The organism is Colwellia sp. MB02u-9, assembly GCF_014077085.1.
Lineage (GTDB): Bacteria > Pseudomonadota > Gammaproteobacteria > Enterobacterales > Alteromonadaceae > Cognaticolwellia.
In genome coordinates this window covers 164,921-178,406 of the sequence record NZ_JACGVF010000100.1, presented here as the reverse complement: position 1 = coordinate 178,406, position 13,486 = coordinate 164,921, and the positions used below count along the sequence as shown (strand labels likewise).

At 40.7% G+C, this 13,486-nt stretch carries 13 protein-coding genes; 10 read left to right on the top strand and 3 right to left on the bottom strand.

Annotation, left to right across the window (positions count from 1 at the left end):
- Positions 1-24: 24 nt before the first annotated feature.
- From H4J65_RS16930 to H4J65_RS16920, 3 genes are all read right to left on the bottom strand, one after another.
- Positions 25-1,035 (bottom strand): aspartate carbamoyltransferase, encoded by a 1,011-nt coding sequence (locus H4J65_RS16930; RefSeq protein WP_220464247.1) that lies wholly within the window; start codon positions 1,033-1,035, stop codon positions 25-27.
- Between the two features lie 535 nt (positions 1,036-1,570).
- Positions 1,571-2,002, bottom strand: coding sequence for a CopD family protein (locus H4J65_RS16925; protein ID WP_182183855.1), 432 nt, complete (start codon positions 2,000-2,002; stop codon positions 1,571-1,573).
- A complete protein-coding gene (locus H4J65_RS16920) occupies positions 2,002-3,690 on the bottom strand; it encodes a chloride channel protein (protein WP_182198898.1) in 1,689 nt (562 codons plus the stop codon). Before H4J65_RS16920 ends, H4J65_RS16925 begins: the two co-directional genes overlap by 1 nt.
- A gap of 58 nt (positions 3,691-3,748) precedes the next feature.
- Between H4J65_RS16920 and H4J65_RS16915 the strand changes: the two genes are divergently transcribed.
- From H4J65_RS16915 to rplI, 10 genes are all read left to right on the top strand, one after another.
- Positions 3,749-4,492, top strand: coding sequence for a DUF6776 family protein (locus H4J65_RS16915; protein ID WP_182198897.1), 744 nt, complete (start codon positions 3,749-3,751; stop codon positions 4,490-4,492).
- Between the two features lie 64 nt (positions 4,493-4,556).
- A complete protein-coding gene (erpA, locus tag H4J65_RS16910) occupies positions 4,557-4,898 on the top strand; it encodes an iron-sulfur cluster insertion protein ErpA (RefSeq protein WP_146879306.1) in 342 nt (113 codons plus the stop codon).
- 289 nt (positions 4,899-5,187) lie between these two features.
- Positions 5,188-6,597, top strand: coding sequence for a M20/M25/M40 family metallo-hydrolase (locus H4J65_RS16905; RefSeq protein ID WP_182198896.1), 1,410 nt, complete (start codon positions 5,188-5,190; stop codon positions 6,595-6,597).
- A 477-nt stretch (positions 6,598-7,074) separates the two neighbouring features.
- On the top strand, positions 7,075-7,692 hold the full coding sequence (locus H4J65_RS16900) for a tetratricopeptide repeat protein (protein ID WP_182136660.1): 618 nt from the start codon (positions 7,075-7,077) through the stop codon (positions 7,690-7,692).
- A 157-nt stretch (positions 7,693-7,849) separates the two neighbouring features.
- The gene (gene rnr, locus H4J65_RS16895) at positions 7,850-10,297 is read left to right on the top strand and encodes a ribonuclease R (RefSeq protein ID WP_182198895.1); all 2,448 of its coding nucleotides are present in this window, start codon (positions 7,850-7,852) and stop codon (positions 10,295-10,297) included.
- A gap of 137 nt (positions 10,298-10,434) precedes the next feature.
- On the top strand, positions 10,435-11,193 hold the full coding sequence (rlmB, locus tag H4J65_RS16890; RefSeq protein WP_182198894.1) for a 23S rRNA (guanosine(2251)-2'-O)-methyltransferase RlmB: 759 nt from the start codon (positions 10,435-10,437) through the stop codon (positions 11,191-11,193).
- A gap of 437 nt (positions 11,194-11,630) precedes the next feature.
- Entirely contained in the window at positions 11,631-12,074 is a 444-nt protein-coding gene (rpsF, locus tag H4J65_RS16885) for a 30S ribosomal protein S6 (RefSeq protein WP_182136657.1), read from the top strand.
- A 7-nt stretch (positions 12,075-12,081) separates the two neighbouring features.
- Entirely contained in the window at positions 12,082-12,414 is a 333-nt protein-coding gene (gene priB / locus H4J65_RS16880; protein ID WP_404842473.1) for a primosomal replication protein N, read from the top strand.
- Between the two features lie 64 nt (positions 12,415-12,478).
- Positions 12,479-12,706, top strand: coding sequence for a 30S ribosomal protein S18 (rpsR, locus tag H4J65_RS16875; protein WP_077283912.1), 228 nt, complete (start codon positions 12,479-12,481; stop codon positions 12,704-12,706).
- A gap of 20 nt (positions 12,707-12,726) precedes the next feature.
- Entirely contained in the window at positions 12,727-13,179 is a 453-nt protein-coding gene (gene rplI / locus H4J65_RS16870) for a 50S ribosomal protein L9 (protein ID WP_182198893.1), read from the top strand.
- Positions 13,180-13,486 lie beyond the last annotated feature (307 nt).

The following is a 13,486-nucleotide window of genomic DNA, read 5'->3' as shown; positions in this document are numbered from 1 at the left end:
GTAACCTAACTATTGAGGTTAAAATTAGTATTTATTGGTGTGCCAAATTACCGGCTTTTCATAATGGCTAAGTTGGTTTTCAACCCCTAAACTTAGGGCAAATAATGCCATACGTACCAGTACACCGTTTTGCGCTTGGCGAAATATTGCTAAATTATCTAGGTCATTTAAATCGATATCGAGTTCATTAGCTTCAGCGCGAGAATCGCGCGGTAATGGGTGCATGATCACCGTATGTTCGTGACAATATTGCTGATAAATTTTTCGATTCAAACTAAAGTGGCCACGGTATAAGTCGGCTTCATCTTTACTGGCAAAACGCTCTTGTTGAATACGGGTTTGGTAAATAACATCGCAGGCCAAATTGCCTTCAATTTTGTCAGTAATAACCACTTGGTGTCCGGCGTCAGTTAAGGTAGCCACTATGCTATCTGGCATTTGCAGAGCCTTAGGGGCAATCATAGTGATTTTGATATTGTTATATAAGCTAATTAATTTTGACAGAGAATGCACGGTTCTACCATGTTTAAGATCGCCCATTAAGACAATGTTTAAGCCGTCTAGCCCCATGTCATAACGCGCCATTTCTGACTGTATGGTAAATAAATCCAGTAGCGCCTGTGTCGGGTGTTCGTTAGCGCCGTCGCCACCATTAATCACAGGCACACTGCTGCCTTTAGCAAAGTCAGCAACCGAGTGCATGGTGGGGTGGCGCATGGCAATCACGTCTGAATAACCACTAATAACACGGGCAGTGTCAAATAATGACTCGCCTTTTGAAAGCGAAGAGTTCTCTTGTCCAACGGTTTCTCTGACAAAGCCACCCAGTAAATTAAAGGCGGTACCAAAGCTAACACGGGTGCGGGTGCTGGGCTCAAAAAATAAATTACTTAATATTGCGCCTTCAAGCACATGACAGCGCTTTTTTCGCATGGCGTAGGGCGCCATTAAGGTTGAAATCTCTAAAATACGGGAAATACTCTCTCTATCGAACTGCGATACAGATAAGATATGGCTTCCTTCAAATTTCATCATAGATAATACCTACATTATCGAAATCTTGAGCAAGGCACTGTGCCAGCTGATTTGATAATTTCATTATATAGTGGACCGTTGCTGTTGAGCCAACAACGAAAAATTGTTGCGAAATATAGCATAAAAGTTCAATGCTGAGAATGTATTATCAAGATTTGAATTAAGAAAATATCTGGAGTTTGACTGAAAGGTTGAGAGGGTTAAACAAGATTATAGCCTGGGCAATTCAAGGGTTATAGTAAGGTGACTAAGCGCCACTGAGAGACAGCATAAGATGCCTGTTTGCTTGTTCAGCATTTAAGTCTACGGTTTGGTATTACGGCTTGATATTATGCTTAGATATTACGACTTGCTATAGCGGATAAGTCTTACTTTTCACCGTCAATTTAATAGGCTAGAGTAAGGCTTACCTAACACCCTGTACGTGTTGTACAGGGCAGTATAATTGCACCTTTCAGCACTGATGAGTATAGCCTTTGAGCTTTAATTCGCGTTGGATATATCAGGTTATATCCAACAGCTTAATATGCCAAACTTAAAAAGGTTTTAGGTAAACTAGCAGTATGACAATCAGTAAGATAATTACAGGCACTTCGTTGAAAATGCGATAAAACTTGCCAGAACGAGTATTTTTATCAGCAGCAAATATTTTGACTAATTTAAAGCAGTAACCATGATAAATGAGTAATAGCAGCACCAAGGATATTTTTACATGTAACCATTTTGCCGCCACAAACCAGGGGTAGCCATATTGATAAATAATGGCAATACCTAATAAAACCGTCAATAGGGCAAAGGGGGTAACAAAATAAAGTAATCGTCGCTCCATGCCTTTAAGATGTTGATGTACAAGAGGTTCAGCTGATTCGGCATGATTAACAAAAATGCGCGGTAAATAAAAGATACCGGCAAACCACGCGACCATAAAAAAAACATGGAATGCTTTAAGCCAGAGAATGGTAACCATCAGTTGGTTTTTCCTTTTAATAAATAAGAGCTAATATAATCAAAGGTTATTATACCCATAATTTCATCTGGATTATCTTGATATATATAAACACCACCCGTCCTTTTTTTCATTAGCAGTAAATAGGCTTCAGTCAGTGTCGATTGGCTAGAAAGCGGGATCAGTGTGTGTTTTGTTAGCGTCGGCTTAGCGTCTATATCCGTCATACTTTGCTGGTAAAAAACAAATTGTGTTGTTTCATCAGGCCGTTTTATCTGGTGGATAATATTATCCTGTGGTTTTTGCTTTGATAATGCCGTGGCAATAGTCTTATCATCGACTTGTCGCAACAGGGTGATGCGCTCATCCATCACCCCAATGACTCCAATGCGCTGTAAGAACTTCTCAATAGGGGGTTGTCGGTAGGGTAAGCCCTGAATCTCAAGCTGGAGAATGAAAATTGAACGATTACCAAAAAATTGTCCAGAAAACACACAAGCACTAGTGATAACTATCATGGCGGGTACAATAATCTCTATCTGATTAGACAATTCCACCACACAGAGCAATGCAGCTAATGGGGCATTAAGTGTCGCAGCCATAAAGCCGGCCATGCCCATTAATGCAAAGTCACTGGCAGAAATGTTACCGCCGATAAAGTAGCTTGCGACCACAGAGCCACAGGTACCTGCGATAGCGCCGATACCAAGAATAGGGCCAATAACACCGCCGGGAATGCCTAAGCCAAGCGCAAAAATGGTCATCAGTACTTTTGCGACTAATAAACCCAGGAGTAGTTGCAATTCAAGACTATTTTGCAAAGAAAAATTAATTGCACTTAAATCGGTTCCCATCGCATAAGGCAATGCATAACCCAAGCTGCCAGTAATTAATGCCGCAGTCAGTATTCTTGGCACAAGATGAAAACGAGCACTGTGTTTGATCACTAATATTAGGTTGCGATTAAAAATAAAGGCGAAAACACCTAGCACCATGCCGAGTATAGCCAAAACAAGATAATGGTCGATGTTTAAAGTAATGGCGGTAAAATGGCCAAATTCATGGTTGACACCAAAAATATGACTGGTGGTCATCGACCCAACCAGAGCCGCAATCATTACCGGTATAAAAATATGAACTTTATACTCTCGTAAGATAACTTCCATCACAAACAAAACCGCGGCTATTGGGGTATTAAAACAAGCGGCAATACCCGCCGCAATACCGCAAGCACTTAAACTACGAATGGCGTTATAAGGTAAATTTAACTTGTTGGCAATATAACTGCTACAGGCGGCGCCTAAATGCACAGCCGGACCTTCTCTGCCCACTGAAAAACCAGCAGCAAGTGCGGTGGCACTACCAATAAATTGATTAACCGTGTTACGAAATGGCATGACACCATTGGCAACTTTTAAGCGATGTAAGACAAAGGGAATGCCGCTGCGGATATACTTGTAACCGGTTAGCCAGGCAAATAAGAGAATAACGACAGCACCCATAATAGGTAATTGAAAACGACTTAAAGCGCTGATGCTGTTATAGTCGTCTTTTTCGGGCAGAAAAAATAACTGAATGCCTTCAATGGTAAAAATAAATAGCACAACTAACAACGCCGATGCAAACCCCCCAATAGCGGCTAGTAAACAGAGTTGCCATGACGTTTGTGGCACGGCGAGACGTTTTTTTAGTTGAGTTATTGTCTTCATATTGAGTTATTTTTATTGGACATACTTACAGACACTCTGGATATCATAATACTTTCAAATGAATTGGTTAGCAAAAATAAATTTTCGCACTGTGGTGATGCGCCTTGGAAGCTTTAGTTCAGCGATTTTACTGCTGGTCATCTTGGCCATTGTATTCTTCTGCGGCTATCGCCTAGGTAATTTTTATCATGGCTATCAGACTCAGACCTTAGCACAGCAGAAAGCTCGCTTAGATTTTATCTATCAACAATTAGCTGAGAAGACTCAACACATCAACACGTTAGAAGTTGAGCTTGAAGTTGAACGTATGGCGAATGCACGCAGCCAACAAACCTTAAAATTGATTGAACAAGCGCACTTTCAAGTTAAAAAAGAACTCGCTTTTTATGAAAAAGTCATGGCACCTGAGAAACAAGCAAATGGCCTAGTCATTGACGGTGTGACCTTAACAAAAAGCCAAAGTCCTGCTCATTACCGTTTTCAAGTGGTGTTGGTGCAACAAGTATTACGTAAGCGTTATGCGAAAGGTTTTATTGAGCTAACCATCATTGGGAGTTTAAATAATAAGCCAACGAGTATTGCCTTGTCTGAGTTGACGATACTAAACAAAGACGACCTATCTTTTAGCTTTCAATACTTTCAAATTATAAGTGGCGAGTTAACATTACCGGAAAACTTTGTCCCTGAAACCATCAATGTGGCAGCAATATTGCCAAAAACCAGATGGCAAAAATATAATCGTATCGATCATAGTTATCCATGGCTGAAAAGTATTGATAATATTACGCAGACTTCACCATAATACTTGACTAAAACAGTCAAGTTTAAGATAATTACTTCAGTTCATCCGTTTTAAGTTGAGTTATATGTCAAATACTGAATTACCTATTAAATTTTCCGATGCTGCAGCGACCAAAGTATTATCGTTGATCACGGAAGAAGAAAACCCAGACTTGAAATTGCGTGTCTACGTTACAGGCGGCGGCTGCTCAGGATTTCAGTATGGTTTTACCTTTGACGAAAAAGTCAATGACGGCGATATGACCATAGTCAAAAAAGGCGTTACCATGGTGATTGACCCCATGAGTTTACAGTATTTAGTTGACGGCGAAGTTGATTATACTGAAGGCTTGGAAGGCAGTCGTTTCTTGGTAAACAACCCAAATGCGAGTACAACTTGTGGTTGTGGTTCTTCTTTCTCGATTTAATCACCATCGATTGTAAATAAAAGCCGACGACTGTCGGCTTTTTTGATCTTGGCTGAGCGAGAATTAAAAATCTAATGCCACATCACTAACTTGTCGTTATAAAGCAACAGGCTCTTTGTTTTGCGTTTTAAAGGCAGTTTATCTTTACACTTACCTAGGGTTTATTATGGGTGATATGACCCAAATCAGGCGAAGTGATTGCAAGTTAATTACCTTTTATAGATACTTATACTAGGTTGATTAATGATAACGATACCATCAATAAAAAATAATTCAGTTAAGGAAAAACATGTTCCCAAAAACAAAATTGATTGCCGGCACTTGTCTCGCCATTTTAATGAGTGTGGGTAGTTTTGCTACTAGTGCACAACAACTCAATACTGAGCAACAAGCGCAATTAAAGCAGTTAAAAACAACGGCATTGCAATCAGATTTATCCTACCAATTAATCGAGTCATTAACTACCGAAGTAGGTCATCGCATGATGGGCTCAACAGGGGATAAAAAATCGATAGTATGGGCGGTTAATAAAATGAAAGCCTTAGGCTTTGATAAAGTATGGACCGAAGAAGTTACCGGCAGCTACTGGTTACGTGGTGAGGCAGAAGCACGCATTGTTGCACCGTATCCGCATGACGTAGTGGTTTTAGCGCTTGGTGGCAGCATAGGTACAGCTAAAGCAGGTTTGACCGCTGAGATAGCGCATTTTGAAACTTTTGCTGATTTAAAAGCAGCACCAGATAATAGCCTAAATGGCAAAATAGCCTTTGTTTCCTATCAAATGGAGCGTCATATCGACGGTAACGGCTATGGCCCTGCTGTTGGTACGCGCGTTAATGGCGCTGTTGTCGCTGCACAAAAAGGCGCTTCTGCTCTGGTGATGCGCTCAGTAGGAACAGACAATAACCGTACCGCTCATACTGGGGTAATGCGTTATAAAGATAAAGTTAAACAAATTCCTGCGGCCGCTTTATCAAACCCTGATGCTGATTTATTAGTGAATCAACTTAAGCGTGGCGAAGCCGTTAGTCTGTATTTGAACATGACGGCTAGAACTAAAGCTGAAGTTGTTGCAACATCGGCCAATGTTATTGGCGAGTTTACCGGTAGTGAGTTTCCAGAAGAAATTGTCGCCTTAGGTGCTCATCTAGACAGTTGGGATGTAGGCACAGGCGCATTAGACGATGGCTTAGGTATCGGTATGGTCATGGCGGCAGCGCATCACATTGGGCAATTGCCTGAACGTCCAAAACGCAGCATTCGAGTGATTTTATTCGCCGCTGAAGAAGTGGGTTTATTAGGCGCGAAGCAATATGTCAAAGATCATAAAGATGATATGGCGGCGCATGTTATTGGTGCTGAGTGGGATTTTGGCATAGGGCGTATATACAAAATGACCCCGGGTGTTGGTGCACAATCGCTCAATGCAATACGTGAATTAGCGCAGTACTTGGCCCCAATGGGTGTAGCGCTTGCACCAGAGAATAATGCCAAAGGTCAGTCGGATATGAGCGCGTTAAGTGACGCAGGTATGCCAAGCATTGACTTTGCACCAGACGGCTCAAATTACTTTGATTATCACCATACTGAAAATGATACTTTGGACAAAGTTGAACCTGAAGCACTCAAGGTCAATACCGCCATTTATACTATGTATGCCTACTTTGCCGCACAAGCTATGGTGGACTTTAGAAAGTAAAGCATTGCAATTGTGCTAAGTTAGCCCTTGGGTAAATGAGGGCAGTTTTTGTTATAGCACAGGCAAATTGCAGTTTGGTATGTTCGATTGAATGCAAAGTTCAATTGAGCGCAACTGCGGTTTGCCTTTTGTTAAATTTTAGCAATCTCCCAGTGATCAAAATTCGCTTATCTGATTGCGATCAACATCAAAGTCTTTAGCGTTAATCGCTTTAGCCATTAGCGGACAAAAGCCACTTATAGGTATTTATGTTGATATGTTATTTACTTGAAGTTAAACCAGTTAAACCAGCTAAATAAGATAAGTTAGTTACCTGCTTCAAAGTAACTTACCTCAAGTGTGAAAAAATACTATGAGCGGTTTACTAAGTTATTTCTGCTAACGGCCGATATAAAGCATGACCTAACTTAAAGCATGACCTAACTTGAGTTACACCCTGAATCACACCTTGAATTACAAATTGTGCAAAGAGGCATTATGCAAAAACTACTTATCGCGATCTTATTGATAATAACTCATGTTATGAGTGCCTCTGCTGCTGAATTGAGGGCGGTGCAAATTTATAGTGATAACGTCTTGCTTGATTTAATAAAAGAAAACAAGCATTTAAGCCAAGTAGTTATTGATGACTGTCAACTGGTGCAAGATATTGAAGCGCGAGCGGTAAAGGCGCAAATGCCAGGCTATCAGTTCCTTTGGGGGGATATGCTTGCCTACGGTGTTTGCATAAAAAAAGATGTACCTTTGGGCTTACATTATATGCAAGCGGCAGCCGATCAGGGATTACCTGAAGCGTTAGAGCAAATGGGTCGCTATTATCATCTGGGTAAATTCGTACAAGTAGATATTCATCAAGCTATTACTTTTCTTAAAGAATCATCAGCATTGAATAACATAAAAGCACAGCTTAGATTAGCCAATATTTATTTAGCCGGTCATGGTAGCCCGTTGGATTTCCCTCAGCTATATACGCAATTACACCAATCAGTGACTGACGACAAAAAAACGCATAAAGTTATCGCTCAGCACTTAGCAAAGCTAACGGAAAAAATGCCTGAACGTGTGGTCAATGCCGCCAAAAATGGCAAGTATTAAAGGCTCAAGTCGATAAACCGTACTTTTGCGAATGTTTCAACTTTTATCTCGCTAGGTGTTAAGCAGCTCAATACGCCGCACAAGCCTGCATATTGAAGTGGCTTGGGTATATAGTTAATCTACGATATACTAAACAAAAAACCATTATTGAATAAATGTGACCAAAAACGACCCGCACCAACAGCGAGAAGCTGACAAATATGACAAGCCAGTAGCGAGCCGTGAGCTGCTATTGTCTCTGATCGAAAAATCAAACATCCCACCGACGTTTAAAGCCCTTGTGAGTCAATTGCAATATACTGATGACGACATGGTAGTGGGAGTGAAGCATCGATTACGTGCTATGGAAAACAGTGGTCAAATTGTGTTTAATAAATTTAAGCAATATGCCATAGCAAAACGTAGTGATGTGTTGACCGGCAAAGTTATTGGTCATCGTGATGGTTTTGGCTTTTTCTCTCCCGACAATGGTGACAAAGATTTTTATATTTCTTCTTATGAAATGAAACGGGTGATCCATGGTGATATTGCTGAAGCGATATTACTTGATCGCAGCGATCGTAAAGGTCGTAAAGAAGTTAAAATACTCGATGTTATTAAACCTCGCACTGCCGGTGTTGTTGGTCGATTCTTTGTTGATCATCATATCGCCTGCGTGATCCCAGATGATGCGCGTATTCCACAAGAAATTCTGATCCAACCCGATAAAAAGTTAGGCGCTCGTCATGGCGAAGTCGTGGTGGTTAACATTATTCAAAGACCTACCAAGCGCTCGAACGCCGTTGGTGAAGTGATTGAAGTGCTCGGTGAACATATGGCACCAGGCATGGAAATTGAAATTGCCTTGCGTGCACACGACTTGCCCAACCAGTTTTCTGCTGAAGTGATTGCTGAAGTTAGCGGTATTGCTGATGAAGTTGAAGAGTCAGCCAAAGCGCCAAGAGTTGATCTCCGTGATTTACCCCTAGTGACCATCGATGGCGAAGACGCCCGAGATTTTGATGATGCGGTTTATTGCCACCCCAATGCTGATGGTGGCTGGACCTTATGGGTGGCTATAGCCGATGTTAGTTATTATGTGCGTAATAAAACCGCATTAGATGAAGAAGCCATTTCTCGTGGTAATTCGGTGTATTTTCCTAGCCAAGTTATTCCTATGTTGCCGGAAAAACTTTCTAATGGACTGTGTTCGTTAAACCCAGATGTTGATCGCCTTTGTATGGTTTGTGAAATGACCATCAGCGTAGCAGGAGATCTATCGGGATCTAAATTTTATCCTGCTGTGATGAACTCTAAAGCGCGTTTCACTTATAGTAAAGTGGCGACCATTCTAGGGGTGAACCCAGAACAAAAAGATGAAGACTATCGCGCGGAATTACGCACACAATACCAGGCCTTGATTCCTGATTTAGAAAACCTCAATACCATGTATCACGTGCTAGCGGCTGCTCGTACTAAGCGCGGCGCTATTGCCTTTGAAACCACAGAATCACAATTTCTCTTTAACAGCGAGAGAAAAATAGAGTCTATTGTGGCTATGGTGCGTAATGACGCGCATAAAATCATTGAAGAGTGCATGATTTTAGCCAATGTTGCGACCGCAGAGTTTATTGAAAAACATAAAAAACCCGGTTTATTCCGTGTTCATGATAAGCCTAGCGAAGATAAATATAATAACTTTATCAGCTACGTAAACGAGCTAGGGCTTGATTTATCTTCGATGGGAGAAACAAAAGCACAACCTGAACCTATGGATTATTGCCATATTTTAGAGAAAATAGCTAACCGACCAGATCAAGAGCTTATTCAAACCATGCTCTTGCGCTCAATGCGCCAAGCCGTTTATCAAAGTGAAAATATAGGTCACTTTGGCTTAGCATTACCCTCGTATAGCCATTTTACTTCGCCGATACGTCGTTACCCAGATTTAGTTGTGCATCGTGTGATTAAAGCCATTTTAGATGAGCAAGCACAACATGAAGCCAATGCTGGTGCACATAGTTATACACCTGAAGCAGTCATAGAACTGGGTGAACATTGCTCAATGACTGAACGCCGTGCTGATGACGCCACACGTGATGTTTCTGATTGGCTAAAATGTGAATATATGCAAGATCATGTCGGCGATACTTTTACTGGTGTGATCTCAACGGTAACTAACTTTGGTTTATTTGTTCGTTTAGCCGACCTACATATCGAAGGCTTAGTACATATTACCTCGCTAGGTCATGACTATTATCATTTTGATGATGTACGTATGTGCTTAACCGGTGAAAATACCGGCGCTAAATATCACATCGGCGATACGGTAGAAGTACAAGTTGCCGCGGTTAATCTTGATGAGAAAAAAATCGATTTAGCCTTAGCGGGTGAAAACGCCGTCACTAAACGTGCTAAACCGGCAGCAAAAGGTAAAAGCAGCGATAAGCATAAACGTGGCAAAGGCACTGCTGGCAAGGCCAAGGCAGAAGGTGAACAAGCTAAGCCAAATAAAAAGTCAGCTAAACCTGATGATAAAGCGAGTGACAAAACCACGACTAAAGCCAAAAAGCGCAAGGCCAGAAAAAAACGTCCTGGTAAAAATGCTCGTAAAACAACCGATTAGTCATGTATACCCAAAGCACTTGCTGAAATCTGCATATTCAAGTGGCTTGGGTATAGGTCTTAGCAGGTGGCTGTGTTAGCAAATGCAATGCAGACAAGCTTTTAAAGTAATTAATTAATAGAGAAAGAAATAAGTTTATGGCAAAGCAAGAAGAATTAGTATTTGGCATCCATGCGGTAAAAGCTTTGATTGAAAATGCACCTGAACGATTTATTGAGTTATGGCTCCTTAAAGGTCGTGAAGACGACCGGTTAATGCCGATTATTAACTTAGCACAACAATACGGTATACCTGCACAAATGGCGAGTCGTAAAGTACTGGATGATAAAAGTGAAGGTGATCAGCACCAAGGTGTTGTGGCACGAGTTAAACCAGGAAAAGTCTTCACTGAAGCCGATTTAGATGACATTCTTGCTGAAGCAGCAGGTAAAGATCAAGCACCATTTTTATTAATTTTAGATGGCGTGACTGACCCGCATAACTTAGGCGCATGTTTACGAAATGCTGATGCTGCGGGTGTGCAAGCGATTATTGTGCCCAAAGATAATGCCGCTCGCTTGAGTGCAATCGTACGAAAAGTCGCCGTTGGTGCAGCAGAAGCTGTGCCTTTAGTGCAAGTGACTAATTTATCAAGAACCATGAAAGCTTTACAACAAGCGGGTGTATGGATTATTGGCACCGCGGGTGAAACCGAGACTTGTCTTTATGATGTCAAACTTGCTGGGCCAATGGCCTTAGTGATGGGAGCAGAAGGTAAAGGTATGCGCCGTTTAACTCGCGAGAATTGCGATCAATTAGTTAAGCTTCCTATGGCGGGTAGCGTCTCTAGCTTAAACGTTTCAGTAGCAACCGGTATTTGTTTATTTGAAATTGTACGACAACGTTTAACGGTTTAACGCATTGAGTATTAACCTCAAGCTGAATTTTTTCGTTTCGATGAATTTAGCTTGAAGTGCTTTTGTTTAAGCTGATCCTAACCCGCATAAATACTTTTTTATGCGGGTTAGTTCATGCTTGCTAGTCTTTCCTTCGCATTATTGCTTGTCTCGTTAAGTATGAAAATCCTTCACATATTGGCTCACCATAAGTAAAAACAACCTTTGAAGCGACCAAATTTAGCGCTGTTATGCTAGTTGTCTGTGGACCTAAAATCATTTAAGTTAATGAATTTTAAGTTTAAAATTAAATAAAAAAACAATATACAGCATCTTCTTGCCTTTTTTGCTCATTTTCCCTACAATACGCCTCCTTAATTCAGCCTGAACTTTTGTTCCTTGCCTCAACTGGTGTTGGCTGAGCCAGACAATGAGGCTACAACCGTAAGGAGCTCGTAATGCGTCATTACGAAATCGTATTTATGGTTCACCCTGATCAGAGTGAACAAGTACCAGCTATGATTCAGCGTTACAGTGACATCGTCACTAATGCTGAAGGCAAAATCCACCGTCTTGAAGACTGGGGCCGTCGCCAATTAGCTTACCCAATCAATAAATTGCACAAAGCACACTATGTTTTAATTAACATTGAAGCGCCTCAAGCAGCTATTGATGAACTAGAAACTTCTTTCCGTTACAACGATGTAGTTATTCGTAACATGATTATGCGCACTAAAGACGCGGTTACTGAAGCTTCAGCTATGGCTGTTGCTAAAGAAGACCGTCGTGATGAGCGTCGCGAAGTGAAGAAAGAGGTTACTGAAGCACCAGCTACTGAAGCATCAGATGTTGAAGCACCAGTTGCTGAAGCACCAGCAGAAGAAGCTGCGAGCGAAGAATAAGTAACCTGTGACCAATTCTCTACCTATGAATAATAGCCAAGAGAATTGCTTGGTGTTGACCGGACAGGTGCTAAAAGTACCTAAAACGTCAACCAGCCCAGCGGGTATTCAACATTGTCAGTTTTCAATGGACCACAAGTCCATACAAAATGAGGCCGGCATGAACAGACAAGCGTTTGTTCGAATACAAGTTGTTGCAACAGGTAAAGTGTCACAACACTTAACTCGTGATTTAATTGAAGGCTGTAATGTTAGAGTGACTGGTTTTATAAACCGTCATGAATCTAGAAACGGAAATCCGCTTTTAGTATTACATGCCCAACAAATTGAAATGATTTAATTTAGGCTATTTTTATTTAACGGTGTTTTCACCTTAATAACTTAAGCCATATTAGGAGAAATCCATGTCTCGTTTTTTTAGACGTCGCAAGTTCTGCCGCTTTTCAGCGGAAGGTGCTGCTGCAATCGATTATAAAGATACAGCTGTACTAAAAAACTATATCACTGAAAGTGGTAAAATTGTTCCTAGCCGTATTACTGGTACAAGTGCTAAATATCAACGTCAACTTGGTCGTGCGATCAAGCGTGCTCGTTACTTAGCGTTATTACCATATACTGATTTACATAAGTAACCTAAAAAGGGGTTTTGAAAATGGAAGTAATACTTCTTGATAAAATCGCCAAATTAGGCGGTCTTGGTGACAAGGTAACAGTTAAATCTGGTTACGCTCGTAACTTTTTATTACCTAAGGGTAAAGCTGTTTTTGCCTCTAAAGCAAACGTTGAGCACTTTGAAGCTCGTCGCGCTGACTTAGAGACTAAACTAGCTGAGCAACTAACTGCTGCGCAAGCACGTGCGACTAAATTAACTGATTTAGCTGAAATCACTATCGCTTCTAAAGCTGGTGATGAAGGTAAATTATTTGGTTCAATTGGTACACGTGATATTGCTGATGCAATCACTGAAGCTGGTGTTAAAGTTGTTAAAGCTGAAGTACGTTTACCATTAGGTAGCATCCGTGAAACAGGTGAATTCGATATCGTAATTCACGTGCATAACGATGTAGATGCAACAATTAAAGTTGTTGTTATTGCTCAAGCTTAATTGCCTTAAGTAATCATCTATTGAAAACCCTGAATTTGTTATGAATTCAGGGTTTTTTTATGTCTAAATATTAGGCATTTATAAATCAGTTAGCCACAGTAGGTTTTCAATATACTGTTAGCAAGCCGTTTTATTACCATTAAAACAAAGCATTTAAAGAAAAATCATCAACAAAAATTAAAAAAATATTGATTTTTTTATGGTCTACAATTAATTCAATTAGCTTGATATACTAAAAAGTATAAATAGAACCTTGTTATACCAAGTTGATTAATTACCTGTTCATTTTAAGGATTAACATGAAAAA

What these genes read in the sequence shown, in the direction of transcription:
- rplI (WP_182198893.1), top strand. Translation starts at nt 12,727, where the DNA reads ATGGAAGTAATACTTCTTGATAAAATCGCCAAATTAGGCGGTCTTGGT.
- H4J65_RS16920 (WP_182198898.1), bottom strand. Translation starts at nt 3,690, where the DNA reads ATGAAGACAATAACTCAACTAAAAAAACGTCTCGCCGTGCCACAAACG.
- H4J65_RS16900 (WP_182136660.1), top strand. Translation starts at nt 7,075, where the DNA reads ATGCAAAAACTACTTATCGCGATCTTATTGATAATAACTCATGTTATG.
- rlmB (WP_182198894.1), top strand. Translation starts at nt 10,435, where the DNA reads ATGGCAAAGCAAGAAGAATTAGTATTTGGCATCCATGCGGTAAAAGCT.
- rpsR (WP_077283912.1), top strand. Translation starts at nt 12,479, where the DNA reads ATGTCTCGTTTTTTTAGACGTCGCAAGTTCTGCCGCTTTTCAGCGGAA.
- H4J65_RS16930 (WP_220464247.1), bottom strand. Translation starts at nt 1,035, where the DNA reads ATGATGAAATTTGAAGGAAGCCATATCTTATCTGTATCGCAGTTCGAT.
- H4J65_RS16905 (WP_182198896.1), top strand. Translation starts at nt 5,188, where the DNA reads ATGTTCCCAAAAACAAAATTGATTGCCGGCACTTGTCTCGCCATTTTA.
- H4J65_RS16925 (WP_182183855.1), bottom strand. Translation starts at nt 2,002, where the DNA reads ATGGTTACCATTCTCTGGCTTAAAGCATTCCATGTTTTTTTTATGGTC.
- H4J65_RS16915 (WP_182198897.1), top strand. Translation starts at nt 3,749, where the DNA reads ATGAATTGGTTAGCAAAAATAAATTTTCGCACTGTGGTGATGCGCCTT.
- rpsF (WP_182136657.1), top strand. Translation starts at nt 11,631, where the DNA reads ATGCGTCATTACGAAATCGTATTTATGGTTCACCCTGATCAGAGTGAA.
- erpA (WP_146879306.1), top strand. Translation starts at nt 4,557, where the DNA reads ATGTCAAATACTGAATTACCTATTAAATTTTCCGATGCTGCAGCGACC.